Annotated in this window: 12 protein-coding genes; 5 read left to right on the forward strand and 7 right to left on the reverse strand. The window is 70.8% G+C overall.

Annotation, left to right across the window (positions count from 1 at the left end):
- Nucleotides 1-18 precede the first annotated feature (18 nt).
- Both mptB and lnt read left to right on the forward strand, forming a co-directional pair.
- Complete coding sequence (gene mptB, locus BLT23_RS24075; RefSeq protein ID WP_090052902.1) at nt 19-1,431, forward strand: polyprenol phosphomannose-dependent alpha 1,6 mannosyltransferase MptB; 1,413 nt, start codon at nt 19-21, stop codon at nt 1,429-1,431.
- Nucleotides 1,415-2,896 carry an apolipoprotein N-acyltransferase gene (gene lnt, locus BLT23_RS24080; protein ID WP_245744127.1) on the forward strand — a complete coding sequence of 494 codons (1,482 nt, stop codon included), beginning with the start codon at nt 1,415-1,417 and terminating at the stop codon, nt 2,894-2,896. Before mptB ends, lnt begins: the two co-directional genes overlap by 17 nt.
- Nucleotides 2,897-2,899: 3 nt before the next feature.
- Here the strand turns inward: lnt and BLT23_RS24085 are convergent, their stop codons facing one another.
- Nucleotides 2,900-4,345 carry a phenylacetate--CoA ligase family protein gene (locus BLT23_RS24085; protein ID WP_176946898.1) on the reverse strand — a complete coding sequence of 482 codons (1,446 nt, stop codon included), beginning with the start codon at nt 4,343-4,345 and terminating at the stop codon, nt 2,900-2,902.
- Between the two features lie 113 nt (nt 4,346-4,458).
- On the opposite strand from BLT23_RS24085, the gene BLT23_RS24090 reads away from it, so the two are divergent.
- Together BLT23_RS24090 and BLT23_RS24095 are read left to right on the forward strand one after the other, a co-directional pair.
- The gene (locus BLT23_RS24090; RefSeq protein WP_090052404.1) at nt 4,459-6,111 is read left to right on the forward strand and encodes a choice-of-anchor B family protein; all 1,653 of its coding nucleotides are present in this window, start codon (nt 4,459-4,461) and stop codon (nt 6,109-6,111) included.
- A 78-nt stretch (nt 6,112-6,189) separates the two neighbouring features.
- Entirely contained in the window at nt 6,190-7,062 is an 873-nt protein-coding gene (locus tag BLT23_RS24095) for a hypothetical protein (RefSeq protein ID WP_090052406.1), read from the forward strand.
- A 112-nt stretch (nt 7,063-7,174) separates the two neighbouring features.
- Here BLT23_RS24095 and BLT23_RS24100 read toward each other — a convergent pair whose 3' ends face one another.
- Genes BLT23_RS24100 through BLT23_RS24125 form a run of 6 tightly spaced genes read right to left on the reverse strand, consistent with a single transcriptional unit; the run spans nt 7,175 to nt 15,290 of the window.
- Nucleotides 7,175-8,449: a cation:proton antiporter domain-containing protein gene (locus BLT23_RS24100; RefSeq protein ID WP_090052408.1), complete on the reverse strand. Its 1,275-nt coding sequence runs from the start codon at nt 8,447-8,449 to the stop codon at nt 7,175-7,177.
- 30 nt (nt 8,450-8,479) lie between these two features.
- Nucleotides 8,480-9,787, reverse strand: a complete 1,308-nt coding sequence (locus BLT23_RS24105) for a cytochrome P450 (RefSeq protein WP_245744128.1) — start codon at nt 9,785-9,787, stop codon at nt 8,480-8,482.
- Nucleotides 9,781-10,788 (reverse strand): alpha-hydroxy acid oxidase, encoded by a 1,008-nt coding sequence (locus tag BLT23_RS24110; RefSeq protein ID WP_090052412.1) that lies wholly within the window; start codon nt 10,786-10,788, stop codon nt 9,781-9,783. Before BLT23_RS24110 ends, BLT23_RS24105 begins: the two co-directional genes overlap by 7 nt.
- Entirely contained in the window at nt 10,785-12,350 is a 1,566-nt protein-coding gene (locus BLT23_RS24115) for an NAD(P)-binding domain-containing protein (protein ID WP_090052415.1), read from the reverse strand. The genes BLT23_RS24110 and BLT23_RS24115 overlap by 4 nt, the downstream gene beginning before the upstream one ends.
- Before the next feature lie 11 nt (nt 12,351-12,361).
- Entirely contained in the window at nt 12,362-13,759 is a 1,398-nt protein-coding gene (locus BLT23_RS24120; RefSeq protein ID WP_218133868.1) for a class I adenylate-forming enzyme family protein, read from the reverse strand.
- Nucleotides 13,746-15,290 carry an NAD(P)-binding domain-containing protein gene (locus BLT23_RS24125; RefSeq protein ID WP_090052417.1) on the reverse strand — a complete coding sequence of 515 codons (1,545 nt, stop codon included), beginning with the start codon at nt 15,288-15,290 and terminating at the stop codon, nt 13,746-13,748. Before BLT23_RS24125 ends, BLT23_RS24120 begins: the two co-directional genes overlap by 14 nt.
- Nucleotides 15,291-15,353: 63 nt before the next feature.
- On the opposite strand from BLT23_RS24125, the gene BLT23_RS24130 reads away from it, so the two are divergent.
- Nucleotides 15,354-16,850: an aromatic amino acid ammonia-lyase gene (locus tag BLT23_RS24130; protein WP_090052419.1), complete on the forward strand. Its 1,497-nt coding sequence runs from the start codon at nt 15,354-15,356 to the stop codon at nt 16,848-16,850.
- Nucleotides 16,851-16,856: the final 6 nt, after the last annotated feature.

The following is a 16,856-nucleotide window of genomic DNA, read 5'->3' on the forward strand; positions in this document are numbered from 1 at the left end:
ACAGTGCACCGTCTGACGGTGCAGACCGTGACCTACCGCTGGCCCGCCGGCGTCGCTTCGCAGACCCCCGACCTGCTTCGCTGGACGGGGTTCGCCGGTGCCCTCCTGCTCACCGCGGGGGCGTGGGCGGCGAGAGGGACCGCGCTGGCGCTGGGCGCCGCGATCGCGGGTGCCGGACTGGTGGTGCTGGCGTGGGCGCTGCTCGGTCGCACGAGGACGGACGCGACGTGGCTGCGCCGCACGCTCGCGTGGTGGTGCGGTCCGCTGCTCGTGGCGCCGCCGCTGTTCAGCATGGACGTGTTCAGCTACCTGGCGCAGGGCGAGGTGGCCGCCGCCGGTCACGACCCCAACGTGGTGAGCCCCGCGGCGGGCGCGAGTCCGGAGGCCGTGGCCCGCGTCGGCGTGTACTGGCAGGAGACGCCCTCGCCGTACGGGCCGCTGTTCAACACGGTCGAACGGGCGGTCACCGAGGTCACGAGCGGTGACGTGGTGGCGGGCATCGGGCTGCACCGCCTCGTCGCGGTCCTGGGTCTGCTGCTCGTCGTGTGGGCGGTGCCCAGGCTCGCGGTGCCGGCGGGGGTGCGCGAGGACACGGCGCTGTGGCTGGGCGTGCTCAACCCGCTGGTGCTGTGGCACCTCGTCGGCGGTGTCCACAACGACGCGCTGATGCTCGGCCTGATGCTCGCGGGCACGGTCGTGGCGCTGGAGGCGCTGCCGGAGCTGCGCTGGTGGCCGCTCACGGCCGGTGTCGTGCTCATCGGGCTCGGCGCGCAGGTCAAGCTGCCCGCGCTGGTGGCGCTCGCGGTCGTCGGCACCGCGCTGGCCCGCCGCCTGGGCGGGGGACTGGTCAGGTTCGCGCTCGCGGGCACGGGCATGGTCGCCGCCGCTGCCGTGGTGTCGGTCGTGACGTCGCTGGCCGGCGGCACCGGCTTCGGCTGGGTGCGGGCGCTCGGGACGCCGTCGAAGATCAACAGCTGGATGGCGCCGAGCAACTGGCCGGGCTTCCTGGCGGGTGCGGTGTCGAGCCCCGCGACGGCGCAGGCGATGATTTCCGCGGGACGGGTCGCGGGGCTCGTGCTGATCCTGTGCGGACTGGTCGTGGTGCTCAACCGGCAGCTGCGCGGCGGGATCTCCGAGGTGACGTCGCTGGGACTGATGATGAGCCTGATCGTGGTGCTGGGACCGGTGGTCCAGCCGTGGTACCTGCTGTGGGCGGTGCTGCCGCTGGCCGCGTGCCTGCCGGAGGGACCGTGGCGCACGCGCGTCGCCGCGGTCGCCGGGGTGTTCTCCCTGCTCGTCCCGCCGCTCGCGGGCAACTTCAGCGGCCGGGTGGCCGAGCTGGTCATCGCGTACGTGGTGGGGGTCGCGCTGGTGGGGGCCGCGTTCCTCCTGCTGCGCAGGGCGAGGGTGTCCGTTGCCGCGCAGAGCTGACCTGGTCCGCTACGGGGCGGCCGCGCTGGCCGGAGGCGCGCTCGCGCTGAGCTTCCCGCCGCGCACGATGTGGTGGCTCGCGGTCCCGGCGTTCGCCGTGCTGTGGCTCACGCTGAAGGACGTGCGCGGACGCCGCGCGGCCGGTCTCGGGTTCGTCTTCGGGCTCGCCTTCTTCCTGCCCCACCTGTGGTGGATCCAGCACTTCCTGGGTGACCAGTTCGGCCCCTGGCCGTGGCTCGTGCTCTCGGCGCTGATGGCGCTGTTCGTCTGCGTGGTGATGGCGTTCGTGCCGTTGGTCGCGCGGCTGCCCGCGGCCCCCGTGTGGGCGGCGCTGCTGTTCGTGCTGCAGGAGACCGCGCGCGGCCTCATCCCGTTCAACGGCTTCCCGTGGGGCAGGGTGGCGTTCGGGCAGGTCGACGGGCCGTTCGGCAGGCTGGCGGCCGTCGGTGGCGCGCCGCTGGTGACGTTCGCGGTGGTGGTGACCGGCTTCGGGTTCGCGGCCTGGCTGCCGCACCTGCGGCAGTGGTGGCGGGGCTGGGCGTTGCTGCCGGTCGTCGCCGCCCTCGTGGCCGGTCCGCTGGTCATCGTCGACGCCCAGAACGGGCAGCGCACCGTCGCGGTCGTGCAGGGCAACGCGCCGGACATCGGCCTCGACCTGCTCACCGCGGGCGACACGCTGCGCGCCAACCACCTGCGCAAGACCGCCGAGCTGGCGGGGAAGATCCGCGACGGCTCGCTGCCGCGGCCCGACCTCGTCGTGTGGCCGGAGAGCGCCACCCGCACCCGTGACAACGACCCCGTGCTCGACGCCGCGATCACTGACCTGGGCGTGCCGACGCTGGTCAGCGCGCTGCGCAACGGGCAGAACGCCATCATCACCTGGCTGCCCGGCAGCGGGGCGGGCAAGTCGTATGCCAAGCAGGAGCTGGTGCCGTTCGCCGAGCACATCCCGCTGCGCGACCTCGCCCGGCTCGTGACGCCGTTCGCGGACCAGGCGGACCTCGACGCGGGCACCGAACCGGGCGTGCTGGACATCGCGGACACGCGCGTGGGCGTCGGCATCTGCTACGAGGTCGCCTACGACTACGTCCTGCGCGAAAGCGCGGCCGAGGGCGCCCAGGTGCTCGTCGTGCCGACCAACAACGCCTGGTACGGCCGCGGCGAGATGACCTACCAGCAGCTCGGGATGGCCCGCCTGCGGGCGATCGAGCACGGCCGTGCCGTGGTGGTCGCGGCGATCAGCGGCGTCAGCGCGGTGGTGCGCCCGGACGGCAGCGTCGTGCGGTCGACCGGGATGTTCACCGACGACCTGCTGGTGGACACCGTGCCGTTGCGGACGGAGCTGACGTTCGCGACGAGGTTCGGCAGCGCGATCCACGTCGTGTTCACGGCCGCCGCCTTCGCCGCGTGCCTCTTCGCGCTGTGGTCCCGCCGCCGCGCCGTCACCTCCGAACAGCGGGACTGACCGTCAGGACCGGCGGGTGTACCGGTGCTTCACCCCGGTGGGGAAGTACTCCGGGTCGCCCGCCGGGCGCAGCACTACGTCCGGCAGCTGTCGTTCCGCCGGGACGTAGTGCGCGAACTCGCTGTTGAGCCGCAGCAGCTCGGTCCTGATCGACTCGGCGACGGCCGCCGCGTCCGCCGTGCGGCCCGGCGCGGTCTCGACGGTGATCCGCAGGACCCGGTCTCGGTCGGCGTCCTCGACCGACTCGACCACGAACTTGCCGGTGACGGTGTCGCTGATGCCGGGCTGTTCCAGGCCGACGGTGACGTTCTCCGGGTACACGTTCGCGCCGAAGAACGACACGGTGAACAACGACCGTCCGAACAGGAAGACGAACGGCAGCTCCGGGCCGGGCGGGGGAGTGAAGCCGTGCCCCGCGCAGAACGCCAGCAGCTCGTCGTGGCGCAGGAGCCCGCCCTCGTCGGCGATGCGGTAGCGAACCAGCGGGATGCCGCCGTCCGAGGTGAACACCAGCGTGCCGTCGTGCACCTCGAAGAACCGGCTCGCCGGGTCGTACTGCACGAGCGTGGGCAGCCGTGCGTCGCCGAACACCTGCCGCGCGAGGTCGGGCCGCAGCGCGAAGAACCGCCGGATCGCCACCGACAGCGCCGTCTCGTTGCCGAGCACACCGGCGTCCGCGGTGCCGTAGAGGGACGCGATGTCCGCGATCGGGTCGGCGATCCCGGCGCGCTGGGACACCAGGTCGCGCCACTGCTCGCTGAACACCTCACCGGCCAGCACCAGCTTGACCGAGTACGACGGCCAGTCGACGCCCTCCGCGAGACCGGTGTCGACGACGTCCTTCACGAACGGCGGGTAGCCCAGCAGCACGACCTGGTCGAAGTGCGGCGCCAGCTCGGGCAGCACCCGCAGGATCTCCGCCTTGTTGTTGCCCGGCGCCACCACCGTGATCGGGCAGCCCTTGACCGCGAGGTGCCGCACGCACGCCTGGGTGAACAACCCGCCGACCCACGTGCCGAGCGGGAAGCACACGACGGCGAGCGTCGTCCGTTCGTCCGCCTTGAACCCGTCGACGAGCACCTGCTCGAACCGGCGCGCCACGCGCAGCTCGTCCTCGACGGCCCGCGGCCAGACCGTCGGCCGCCCGCTCGACCCCGACGAGACGGCGATCATGTCGCACGCCGTCAGCGTCCCGTCGCGGCACAGCTCCGGCAACGGGTACCGCTCGTGGTAGTTCGCCTTGTCGAGCAACGGCAACCGCTGGAAGTCCTCGAACGTGCGGATGCCCGCCGGGTCGATCCCGTTCTCCCGCAACAGCTTCCCGTACGCGGGCACGGTCGCGGCCGTCCGCCGCACCAGGTCGAGCACCCAGCTGTCCGACACCGGTTCGCCCGGCGCGAAGAAGTCGTCGAACGCCTGTCGCACGCGGTCCTGCCGGCTGCTGGTCACCAGCTGAGACTAACCGCCATTCCAGACGAACGAAGGTGCACGCGGAGTACCCGCTGCTCCTACGCTCGGTGATGATCGGAACTCCCCCTGCTTTCCGGTGAGGAGACAACTCCATGAGATCCCTGCGCACGGGGGCACTGGCCGTCCTGACGGCCTCAGTGGTCGCCCTCTCGATGACCGGTGCGTCCGCACACGACCCCGACACCCCCGAAGGACAGGCAGCGGCCAGGTCGTTCCTGGCCGACCACCTCCCCGCCGACCGCCACTCCGTGACCGGAACCGCCGACGGCGTCCCGTGCGTCGACGGCAAGGCCGACATCTACCCCTGCAAGAACGTCGACCTGCTCAGCGTCCTGCCGCTGTCCGCGATCGGCGGCGGCAACGGCAACGACATCTGGGGCTGGACCGACCCGTCCTCCGGCAAGGAGTACGCGATCGTCGGCCGCACCAACGGCACGGCGTTCGTCGACGTGAGCACGCCGACCGCGCCGAAGTACCTGGGCAACCTGCCGTCCAACGGCGGCAGCAGCTCGTGGCGCGACATGAAGGTCTACAAGGACCACGCGTTCGTCGTCGCGGACAACATCAGCGGCCACGGCATGCAGGTGTTCGACCTGACCCGCCTGCGCACCGTCACCACGCCGCAGACGTTCACGGCCGACGCGCTGTACCGCGACTTCGGCCCCGCGCACAACATCGCCATCAACGAGGAAACCGGCTACGCGTACGCGATCGGCTCCAACACGTGCCGTGGCGGCCCTCACATGGTCGACATCCGCACGCCGAAGCAGCCGGTGAACGCGGGCTGCGTCTCGGAGGACGGCTACACGCACGACAACCAGTGCGTCGTCTACCGCGGCCCCGACGCGGGCTTCCAGGGCAGGGAGATCTGCTTCAACTCCAACGAGGACACGCTGACGATCGTCGACGTGACCGACAAGTCCAGCCCGCGCCAGCTCGTCCGCAAGGGCTACTCCGGCTCGCAGTACTCGCACCAGGGCTGGCTGACTGAGGACCAGCGGTACTTCCTGCTCGACGACGAGCTGGACGAGTCGTCGAGCTCCGACAAGCGGACCAAGACCTACGTCTGGGACCTGCAGAGCCTCGCGAACCCGGTCCACATCGGCACCTACACCTCGCCCGCCACGGCGATCGACCACAACCAGTACATCAAGGGCAGGTACTCCTACCAGGCCAACTACCAGGCGGGCCTGCGCATCCTCGACGTCAGCGGTGTCGCGTCCGGCCAGCTCACCGAGGCCGGGTTCTTCGACATCTACCCGTCGGGCGACGCGGCGCGCTTCAACGGCGCGTGGAGCAACTACCCGTACTTCGCGAGCGGCATCGTCGTCATCAGCGGCATCGAGCAGGGCCTGGTCGTGGTCAGGCCGAACCTCGACGCCGTCGAACCGCCGCCTCCCGGCGACAAGTACGAGAACACGACCGACGTGCCGATCCCGGACGCCGGTGCCGCGGTGACGTCCTCGATCTCGGTCACCGGCCGGTCCGGCAACGCCCCCGCCACCCTGACCGTGGGCGTCGACATCAAGCACACCTACCGCGGTGACCTCGTCATCGACCTGGTCGCACCGGACGGCACCGTCTACCGCCTCAAGAGCCAGAACACCGACTCCGGTGACAACGTGATCACCACCTACACCGTGAACGCGTCGGCCAGGGCCGCCAACGGCACCTGGCAGCTGCGGGTGCAGGACGTCTACCGAGCCGACACGGGCTACATCGACTCGTGGAGCCTTCAGTTCTGACCCTGACGCGGCAACCGCGTTGATCCTGTGGGGGCGCTCTCGTCACGAGGGCGCCCCTCAGGTGCGGAGGGAGCGATCATGCGCAAGTTGCGTTTCACGGACTGGATCTTCGCCGTCATCGCCGTGCTGGTGATCGCGGGCGGCGTCTACGTCATGGCCCAGCCGTCCGCCGGCCACAACGCCCACCAGCAGCAGCAGGTGGACCTCACCCCCGCCGCGCACAGCGACGGACTGTCCGAAGTGGAGAGCGGCTACCGCTTCGACCGGGTCACCATGCCCGAGACCCGCAGTGAGGCCGTCCCGGTGGCGTTCCGCATCCTCGACAGCGCGGGCACCCCGGTCACCCGGTTCCTCGACAACCAGACCAAGCAGATGCACTTCTTCAGCGTCCGCGACGACATGAACATCTTCGAGCACCTGCACCCCGTGCTGGACGGCGACACCTGGCACACCACGCTCAACCTGCCCGACGGCGGCGCATACCGCATGTTCGCCGAGTTCGTCCCCCTCGACACCAAGGACCCACGCCACCCCGTCGTCCTGGGCGTCCCGTTCAGCGTCCCCGGCGACACCACCCTCGTCCCGGTCCCCGCCCCGTCCACCGAGGCCACCACCACCGACGGCTATACGGTCGTCCGCGTCGACGAACCCACCCGCCCCACCGCCCTGCGCCCGCAGGACCTGCGGCTGTCGATCCGAGGCCCGGACGGCAAGCCGGTCAGCTCGCTCGAACCCCACCTCGGCGCCAATGGCCACATGACCGGCTTCCACACGATGCTGCTGTCCGCCACCCACATGCACCCGCTGGAGCTGGCCGGCATCCCGCTGAACAACGGGGAGCTGAGCTTCCAGGCGGTGTTCGCGGAGCGGGGGGAGTACCGGCTGTTCCTGGAGTTCGCGCACGCCGGGAAGGTGCGCAGGGCGGCCTTCACGATCGACGTCACCGGCTGAGAACACAACCGCTTCGTCCGTGCCACCTCCTCGCGGAGACGGCACGGACGATGCTGCTGAATTCTCTATAGCTTCAGTGTTGACTAAAAGTAACCCTCACTCGGTGGTCGGCTCAGCGGACCGGCTCCGGTGACTTCAAGCTCGCCTGGGCCTCCAGGTGGTCGGGCAGGGAGGCCCGGTAGATCGGCATCGCCGCGGCCGTCGTCACGATGGCGACCGCGACCAGGATCGCGAACATCTCCGGCGTCACCAGGTCGTAGGCGAGGCCGATGTTGATGAAGATGAGGATCATCAGCCCGCGGGCGTTCATCAGGCCGCCGACCGCGGAGGCGTAGCGCCACGAGTAGCCCTGGGCCCGCACGACCAGGCCGCAGCCGACGTACTTGCCGACGAACGCGACGAGCATCATCGCGGCGAGCTGGAACCACAGCGCGCCGCCGGAGCCGAAGCCGTCCACCCTGGTGTTGAGGCCGCTGAAGGCGAAGAACACGGGCAGCAGCAGGATCGAGTTGAGGTCGGTGAGCTTGGTGTCGAGCTCACGGCGGACGACTTTCGAGTTCGGCATCGCGAGGCCGGTGATGAAGCCGCCGAACACCGAGAAGACGCCGATGTAGTCGGTGTACCAGCCGGCCAGCAGGACGATGAAGAGGATGACGGCCACCATGTCGCGGCTGAGCTTGCCGTCGCGTTCGGCTCGTTCGCCGAGCTTCGCGAGCCACTTGCGGCCGACGGTCAGCATCAGGACGGCGAAGATCGCCGCGCCCGCGATGGTCTTCAGCGCTCCCGCCGGGCTGCCGGAGGCGCCGACCGCGATGATCAGCGCGAGGAACGCCCACGCCGCCGCGTCGTCGATCGCCGCCGCCACCAGGGTGAGGCCGCCGATCGGGGTGTTGGCGATGCCGCGTTCCTGGAGGATGCGGGCGAGCATGGGGAACGCGGTGATCGACAGGGCGCCGCCGATGAACAGCATGAACACCCACATGCTCGTGCCCTCGGGGCTGAGCGAGTCGTAGAAGACGACCGCGGCGCCCGCGCCGAGCAGGAACGTCGGCACGATGCCGGAGATGGCGAGCACGGACGCCTTGCGGGCGTTGGAGCCCGCGGTGAGGCCGTGGTCCAAAGAGGACCCGACGAGGAACATGTAGAACGTCAGGCCGATCGTGCTGAGCACGTACAGCGTGTTCTTCACGTCGGCGGGGAAGAGCTGGGCCTGCACGCCGGGGGCGACGGCGCCGAGCAGCGCCGGGCCGAGCAGGACACCGGCGACCATCTCGCCGACGACCCTGGGCTGCTTGACCAGCATGGCGAGCCGTCCGCACACGGTGGTCGCGACGAGCACGACCGCCAAGGCGGCGAAGACCTGCAGCGCGAAGTGGATCTGGTTCACGGGATCTCCTGGGTCGGGGCCGGCCTGGGGTCAGTGCCGGACTGGGCATCCCTGCGTGTCGTGCTTGTCGAAGTACTCGCCCGCCAGCCGCAGCCGGTGGGCGTGCAGCACCATGACGGTGCCGAGCACGAGTTGCGCGACGCTGCGCCAAACGTCTTCCCAGCGGTCCCGCACGCGCATCAGCGCGAGCCGGGTCGTGGGAGTGGAACCGTCGCGGACGAGCAGGCACGGACCCCTGCTCGGCAACGACCGGGAGTGCGTCACCGAGGAGTGCAGGGTGACCCGGCGGAGCACCTCCCTCGATGCGGCCCTCATCGCGATCGGCGACAGCCGCCACGCCGGGCAGGGCCGGTTCGCCGCGATGCCGAACGGGATGTGGTGCGCCGAACGGACCTTCATGCGTTCCCAGCGGCCGGGGTCGAACTCGCCGGGCCGCTCGTAGCCGGTGGCGTGGTACTCGGGGTAGTTGAAGCACAGCACCGACCCGGCCGGAAACCTGGTGTTCTCGTCCAGCTCGATGTCGTCGGTCGTGATGCGGTGCGCGATGCCGAACAACGGGTAGAGGCGGAACGTCTCGTCCAGCACGTGGGCGAAGTACCGGTCGTCGGACGGGTCCGCCGCGATGCGGGCCGCGACGTCGGGGTGCTGGGCCAGCGCGAGCAGCAGGTGTGCCATGCCCTCGGACATCTGCACGACGGCGGTGTTGAAGTACGTGCCCTGGAGGTAGTGCACCTGTTCGGTGCGCGACAGCGTCTCCGGCAGCGGGAGGCGGACGTCGCCGAGCCGTTTCTCCAGGTAGCGGGTGAGCCGTGCCCGCCGCCGGGGGTGGCGCAGGCCGGTGCACTTCAGGGCGGTCACGACGTCGTCGGCGTGTCCGATGATCAGGTCGCGTGCGGCGCGGGGGCACGGCTCGCCGAACACCATCTCGTAGAAGTACTCGGCCCAGACCGGCATCATCAGGTCGCGGAGCCGGACGTGTGTGACGGGGCCGCGCAGCACCTCGTCGAGCACCTTGGCGGTGCAGCGGGTGGCCGCCGCCGACAGCTCCTCGGTCGGGCCGGCGAGGAAGGCGCGGGTCACGCGGGCCACGTCGTCGTAGCGCGGCCCGGCCTCCAAATGCTCCTGGTGCACCTCGGGGCCGGGGGAGAGCCAGTACCAGAACAGGTCCGACAGCCCGGCGCCCTTGCTGCGGCCGTTCGCCGCGGCCTGGCCGTAGAGCTCCTGGAAGCGGTCGGGGCCGACCTGCTCGTTGGGGAACGTGATCGCGTTGTCGCCGTTGACCTTCTCGAACACCTTGGCGCGCAACGCGACCACGCGTGCGGGTAGCTTGCTCAGCAACGAAACCCCCTGTGCACCACCATGTCCCGCGACAGCACACCGCCGCACATCGTCAGGACGTGCAGGAACTCGTCGCGCAGGACGTCGAGCACGCGCCGCACGCCCGCCTCGCCGTCCGCGGCGAGACCCCACAGCACCGGCCTGCCGATGCCGACGGCCGTCGCTCCGAGCGCGAGTGCGATCGCGATGTCGCCGCCGCTGCGGACACCTCCGTCGAGGACGACCGGCACCCGCCCGGCCACCGCGTCGGCGACGGCGGGCAACGCGTCCAGGGACGCCGGCACCAGGTCGAGCTGACGGCCGCCGTGGTTGGACACGACGATCCCGGCCACGCCGTGCTCGACGGCGAGCACGGCGTCGGCGGGGTGCAGGACTCCCTTCACCCACACCGGGAGCGACGTCATCCCGCGCAGCCGGCCGATGTGCTCCCACGACACATCGGCCGACATCGCGATGTCCCTCGGTCCCGCCACGCCCGCCAGGTCCCGCATGTTCTCCGCGGCCAGCCCGGCGGGCAGGTCGTGGAAGCCGTGCTCGATGTCGCGGCGGTGCCGGCCGAACACGGGGGAGTCGGCCGTCACGACGAGCGCCGCGCAGCCCGCCCGTTCGGCGCGCCGCACCAGCTCCTCGGTGACGGCCATGTCCGGCTGGACGTAGAGCTGGAACCACACGGGGCCGGTGGCGGCGGCCACGACGTCGGCGATCGGCACCGTGGAGGCCATGCTGGAGACCACCACGGTGCCGTCCGCCGCCCGCGCCGTCGCGAGCTCGCCGTCGGGGTGGGCGAGCTTGTGGAACGCGGTCGGCGAGATCAGCACCGGGAAGTCGGTGCCGATCTTCCCGCCCCGCAGCACCCTGGGCAGCAGGGCGAGGCTGCGGAACGCCGCCTCGTTCTCCGCGAGCACGACCTCGTCCCCGACTCCGCCCGCGAAGAAGTCGTAGTGGACGGGGTCGAGCACCGCACGGGCCTTGTCGTGCAGCTCCGCGAGCGCCGGGTTCACAAGCGGGCTCCGAGGACGGTGTCCAGGTAGGCGCGCAACGGTGCCTTGTGGACGTGCTCGCTGTCCCACTCGTTCTCGAGGTTCTCGGTGATGTGGTGCTCGGTGAGCAGCTCGCCCGCGCGGAAGTGCCGCACGACCGGGTGCAGGTAGCGGCCGTCGAGCCCGCTGGTGTCCTCCTGGGAGGTGCGGCCGGCGGTGATGTCGAACGGGTTGACCTTGTCGTGGTCGGCGCCGTATTCCAGCGTCACCGTCAGGTAGGTGTCGACGTCGCCGAACTCGCCGCGCGCCACGGCCTCGTGCAGGTGCGCGACCGGCACCTCCTCCAGGTACCGCGCGGTGCCGTCCGGTCCGATGAGGACGGTGTCGGCCAGGAACCCGAACAGCTGCCACAGCGCGGAAGTCCGGTTGACCCGCTCGATGACCGCTTCGGTGACGTCCGCGGCGGCCACGTCCCTGCTCGGCCAGTCGACGCCGTGGTAGCGCTGTTCGGCGATGCGGTGCAGCGCCACCACCCCGTACCGGAAGCCGTGGATGAACCCGCTCGTCGACTTCTTGAAGTCCCTTGCCTGCGTGATCGTGCCCGCGAAGAACAGGTCGGGCACGTTCACCGACTCCCAGGCCGCGGTCTGGTCGGGGAAGCGGGAGTTGATGGTCAGCTGCGGCCGGCACTCCGGGGCGAAGATGGAGGCGTCGAACCGGAACCCGGTGGCGAGGATGACCCGGTCGTAGCGGATCTCCTTCACCACCTCGTCGACCCGCTGGAAGCTCACCTTCACGTAGAAGTCGTCGCCGTCGCGCCGGATGCTCTTGATGTGCCCGTCCAGCAGGGCGTTCTGCGACTTGAGCTGGTAGGTGTCGAGGAAGTTGTTGTTCACCGCCCGCAGGTGCCCGACGAAGTGCGTCTGCCAGGCGAGCTTGAGCGAACCGGGGCCCGCCACGTGGATGACCGACGCCGTCTCGACGAGCGCGTCCGCGGTCTCGAACGCCGAATTGCCGCGCCCGACGATCAGCACCTTCTTGCCGATGAACTCCTGCGGGTCCACCGACACGTCGTAGTAGTGCTCGGCATGCTCGACGCCCTCGATCTCCGGCACGTACTTCTGCGAGACACCGGTGGCGACGATGAGCCGCTTGGCACGGTAGGTGCCACCGTGCTGGTCGCGCACCACGAAGTCGTCCGGCCTGGACACCGACACGACCCGGGTGTCGTAGCGGATCGGCAGGTCGTTCTTCACGGCGAAGTCGCCGAGGTAGCGGACCATGTCGTCGGCGCCGGGGAAGTACCGCGGGGTGTAGCCGGTGAAGAGCAGCTCCGGGTCGTCGGAGAGCAACGAGTTCCAGTCGACCCGCAGGTTCAGCTCCGGGTCGTCCCAGCCCGTGTACACCTTGTTGATCGAGATCAGCTGGCGGTGCCGGGGGAAGCGGGTGAAGAACGTCCCCGCCGCCGCGCCGGCCTCCAGCACGAGGTGGTCCCGGCCGGACCGCTTGAGCAGGTAGGACGCCTGCAGTCCCGCCGGACCGGCGCCGATCACGAGACACTCGGTCGAAACCTCGCTGGACACGACTTCTCTCCTCACGCTGTGCCGATCAACTTGGCGAGCCGGCGTTTGTCGGGCTTGCCGCTGGGAGCGACGGGGGGTTCGGTGATGGCGGTGACGCGGACGGGGGCGCACGCGGCGCCCAGCCGCGCGGTGACGAGCTCGCGCAGCTCGGCCAGCCGCGGGACGCGGTCCGCCCTGGGCACGACGAAGGCGTGGACGGCCTCGCCGGTGTCGTCGTCCGGTGCCGCGACGACGTACGCCTCCGCGACGTCCGGGTGCCCGGCGAGCACGTGCTCGATCGGGCCGATGTGGAACAGGTTCGCGTTGACGATCACGACGTCCCTGGCCCTGCCGGTGAGCACCAGGTTGCCGTCCTCGTCGAACCGGCCGAGGTCGCGGGTGCGGACCCAGCCGTCCACGAACACCTCGGCCGACTCCTCCGGGGCGCCCCAGTAGGAGCTCGCCTGCGACGGGGTGCGCACGTACAGCTCCCCGTCGCGGATCTCCACGTCCACCGGGGGTTTCCCGACGGTGCCGGGAGGGTCGGACGGCGTGGCCATCGAGATCATGCCGGTCTCGGTCTGGCCGTAGCCGTGGAACAGCACGGGCCCGAGCACGTCGAGCGCCTCGCGGTGGCGTTCGGCGGTCAGCGGTGACCCGGAGACGAGCAACGCCTCCAGCGTGTCCAGGCCGGTGGGGGAGTGCCGCTGGGCCGCGACCAGCTTCGCCAGACCGGGCACGGTGATCACCCGTGCCGTGGCGCGCAGGTCCGTGATCGCGGTGGCCGGGTCGTCCGCGACGACGACCGTGCCGCCCGCGGTCAGGGTGAGCACCGCGTACTCGAACATCACCTGGCTCGACAGCGACCCGAACACCAGGTAGCGGCCGAGCCGGGCCGCGAGCTCCCGGACGGCCGGTGGCCACGCGGCGGGCCGGGTGTTCCAGGCGTTCGCCATCGACGCGTAGGTCTGCGCGCACGCCTTGGGGGCACCGGTGCTGCCGCTGGTGTGGATCAACCGGGCCACGTCGCCGGGGTGGCCGTCGCAGTGCAGGGCAGCGGCGGGCACCGTGACGAGGCCGGTCGTGACGAGGTCGGCGGTGTCGCGGACGACGAGCTTGATGTCCAGGCCGAGCAGGTGCTCGACCTGGGTGTCGGTCAGCCCCGGCCGGACACCGACGACCCGTGCGCCCACCACGTGCGCCGCGAGGATCGTCGCGAACGCCTCCACGGTCACGCCCAGCAGCAGCGCCACGCCGTCGCCCGGCCCGAGTCCCTTGCGCCGCAACGCGGTCGCGACCCGCGCGACGAGGTCGAGCAGTTCCGCGCCGGTCACCACGCGGGTGCCGTGCTCGAACACCGGCCGGTCCGCGGCGGCGCCGAGCACGTCGAGCACCGCGCGCGGGAACGGCTCGGCGTCACGCGCCGGCAAGGCATTCCTTCACGAACACGACCAGCGGCTGCTGGTGCACCTCAGGCAGGTCCCACTGGTTCTCCAGGTTTTCGGCCAGGTGGTGCGTCGCGGTGAGCACGCCGTTGCGGTAGTAGCGGGTCACCGGGTGCAGGTAGCTCGCGTCCGACGCGTTGACCGGGTCGTTCTCGGCGACGCGCGGGACGTTGATGTCGAACGGGTCCACGGTGTCGTGGTCCGGCCCGTACTCGAGCGTCGTGACGAACCGGTGCTCGGCCGGGCCCAGGCCACCGTCGGCGACGTAGGAGACCGGCACCTCCTCCTCGTAGCGCGCGCTGTCGCCGTCGACCGTCACGACGTCGCCGATGACCGCGAACTGCTGCCACAGGCACGACGAGCGGTTGACCCTGGCGATGATCGCGTCGCTGATCGCGTCGGGGGAGTGCTCCAGCTCCGTCGCGGGCCACGGGGTGTCGTGGTGGCGGGCGTTGAGGACGCGGTGCAACGCGCGGGCGCCGTAGCGGAACCCGTGGATGAACCCGCTGGTGGACTTCTTGAAGTCACGCGACTGGGTGACCGTGCCCGCGAAGTACAGACCGGGGATGTTCGTCGACTCGAACGCCGAGGTGAGCTGAGGGAACCGGTCTTTGATGATCAGGTTCGGCCGGCAGTCGTCGGCGAAGACCGAGGCGTCGAACCGGAAACCGGTGCACGCGATGATCCGGTCGTACTCCAGCTCACGCAGCCTCTCGACCGTGCGCGCGTACCGGAACTGGATGCGGAAACCGCCCTCCGGCTTGCGTTCGATGCGCTCGATCGTGCCGTCGATGACCGCGTTCTCGCTCTTGAGCTGGTAGGTGTCGAGGAAGTTGTTGTTCACCGCCCGCAAGTGCCCGACGTAGTGCGTCTGCCAGGCGAGCTTCACCGAGTTCGGCCCGGCGAGGTGGATGACGGCCGCGTGCTCGACGAGCGCGTCGGCGGTCTCGAAGCCGGAGTTGCCCTTGCCGATGACCAGCACCCGCTGGTCGGTGAACGACTCGGGGTCCGTGTCGAAGGTGTCGTAGCGCTCGACGTGCTCGATGCCGGGGATCGGCGGCAGGTAGAGCTGGGAGACGCCGGTGGCCATCACGAGCTGCTTGGCCTGCCAGGTCTTGCCGCTGCCGTCCTGCACGGTGAACCCGTTGTCATCGCGGGAGATCCGGGTGACCTCGGTGTCGTAGTGGATCTTCAGCCCGGCGGCGAAGTCCTGGAAGTACCGGACGATGTCGTCGGCGTCGGGGAAGTACTTGGGGCTGTAGCGGGTGAACAGGAGCTCGGGGTCGTCGGTGAGCAGCGAGTTCCAGTCCATCCGCATCTTCTGCTCGGGATCGGAGAACCCCGTGTGGACCTTGTTGATGGAGATGAGTTTGCGGTGCCTCGGGTACCGCGTGAAGAACGTGCCGGCCCCGCTGCCGCGCTCGAGGACGGCGTAGTCCCGACCGTCGCGGTCGAGCAGTGCGGCGAGCTGCAAACCGGCCGGTCCCGCGCCGATGATCAGGTAGTCGTACGCCATGACCGGGGAAGCTACCCACGCGATCTCAGAACGTTCTGAGATCGCGTGCCTACCGTCCGTCCCGTGACGACGACCGCATCGGCCACGTCCGTGGACCTGGCCTCCCCGCTGACCGTCCCGCAGCTCCTGCGCTCCGCCGCGCCGCTGGAGGTGCTCGCCGGAACCGCCGTGCGGGACCGGGTGGCACGCGGACGGGCCTACCTGCGCACGGTGCTCGCCGACGACGAACGTCCCGTGTACGGCCTGAAGACCGGTTTCGGTGCTCTGGTGGGGTTCGCGGGCCGGACGGACGACGCCGACCAGTGCGACAACACCCTCGCACACCTCGGCGCGGGCCAGGGACCTGACCTGCCGCTCGACATCGCCCGCGCCTCCCTGCTGGTGCGGACGTGGTCGCTCGCCCAGGGCCTGTCCGGCGTGTCCGCGCACGTGGTGGAAGGGCTGGCGAAGATGTTCGCCACCACGTTCGTGCCCGCGGTGCCGCGCTACGGCTCGGTGGGCGCCAGCGGTGACCTGATCCCGCTCGCGTACGCCGCGCAGGCGCTGCGCGGCCGCGGGCACGCCTACCTCGACGGCACCCGGATGCCCGCGTTCGAGGCGCTGGACCGCGCGGGACTGTCCCCGCTGGAACTGGACGGCCGTGACGCGCTGGCCCTGGTCAACGGCACGTCGGTGACGACCGCCGCGACCGCGCTGGCCCTGTCGTCGGTGCGCGCCTCGCACCGCGCCCTGACCGCGCTCACCTGTCTGCTCGTCGACGTCCTCGGCGCCGACCCGGGTTTCGCCGACCCCCGCCTGATCACCGCTTTCGGCCACACCGGGGCCGTGGACGTGGCCTCACGGATGCGGACGGCGCTGGAAGGCTGCGTGCCCAGCGGCAAGCGCGCGTTGCAGGAGCCGTACAGCATCCGCTGCTCGCCCCAGCTGCTCGGCGCGGCGGAGGACGCCCTGCGCTACGTCGACGGCGTCGTGGCCGCCGACCTGGGCGGGGTGAGCGACAACCCGCTGTTCTTCCCCGGCGACGACCTGGTGGCGCACGGCGGCAACTTCTTCGGCCAGCCCGCCGCCTACGCCGCCGACGTGCTGGCGATGGTCACCGCGTCCCTGGGCAACCTCGCCGAACGCCAGCTCGACCTGCTGGTCGACCCCGCCCGCAACACGGGCCTGCCGCCGATGCTCGCCGCCGGGCCGGGCCGCCAGCACGGCTTGCAGGGCGTGCAGCTCGCGACCACGGCGTTCGTCGCGGAGATCCGCCGCAACGTGCTGCCCGCGAGCACCCAGAGCCTGCCGACCAACCTGCACAACCAGGACGTCGTGCCGTTCGGCACGCAGGCGGCGCTGCGGTCCTACGACCTCGCCGCCCTGCTGCGCCTGCTGTGCGGGTCGCTCGCGCTGGGGCTGCGCCAGGCCGTGCACGTCGGCGGCAGGCGCCCGGCCGCACCCCGGTGCGCGACGTTGCTGGACGCGCTGGCGGAGGCGATCGAGCCGGTGGACCCGGACCGGCCGCTCGACGAGGACGTGCGGGTGGCCGCGGACGTGGTCGTCGACGGCGAGTGGTGACAGCGC

This window comes from Lentzea fradiae (genome assembly GCF_900100955.1).
Lineage (GTDB): Bacteria > Actinomycetota > Actinomycetes > Mycobacteriales > Pseudonocardiaceae > Lentzea > Lentzea fradiae.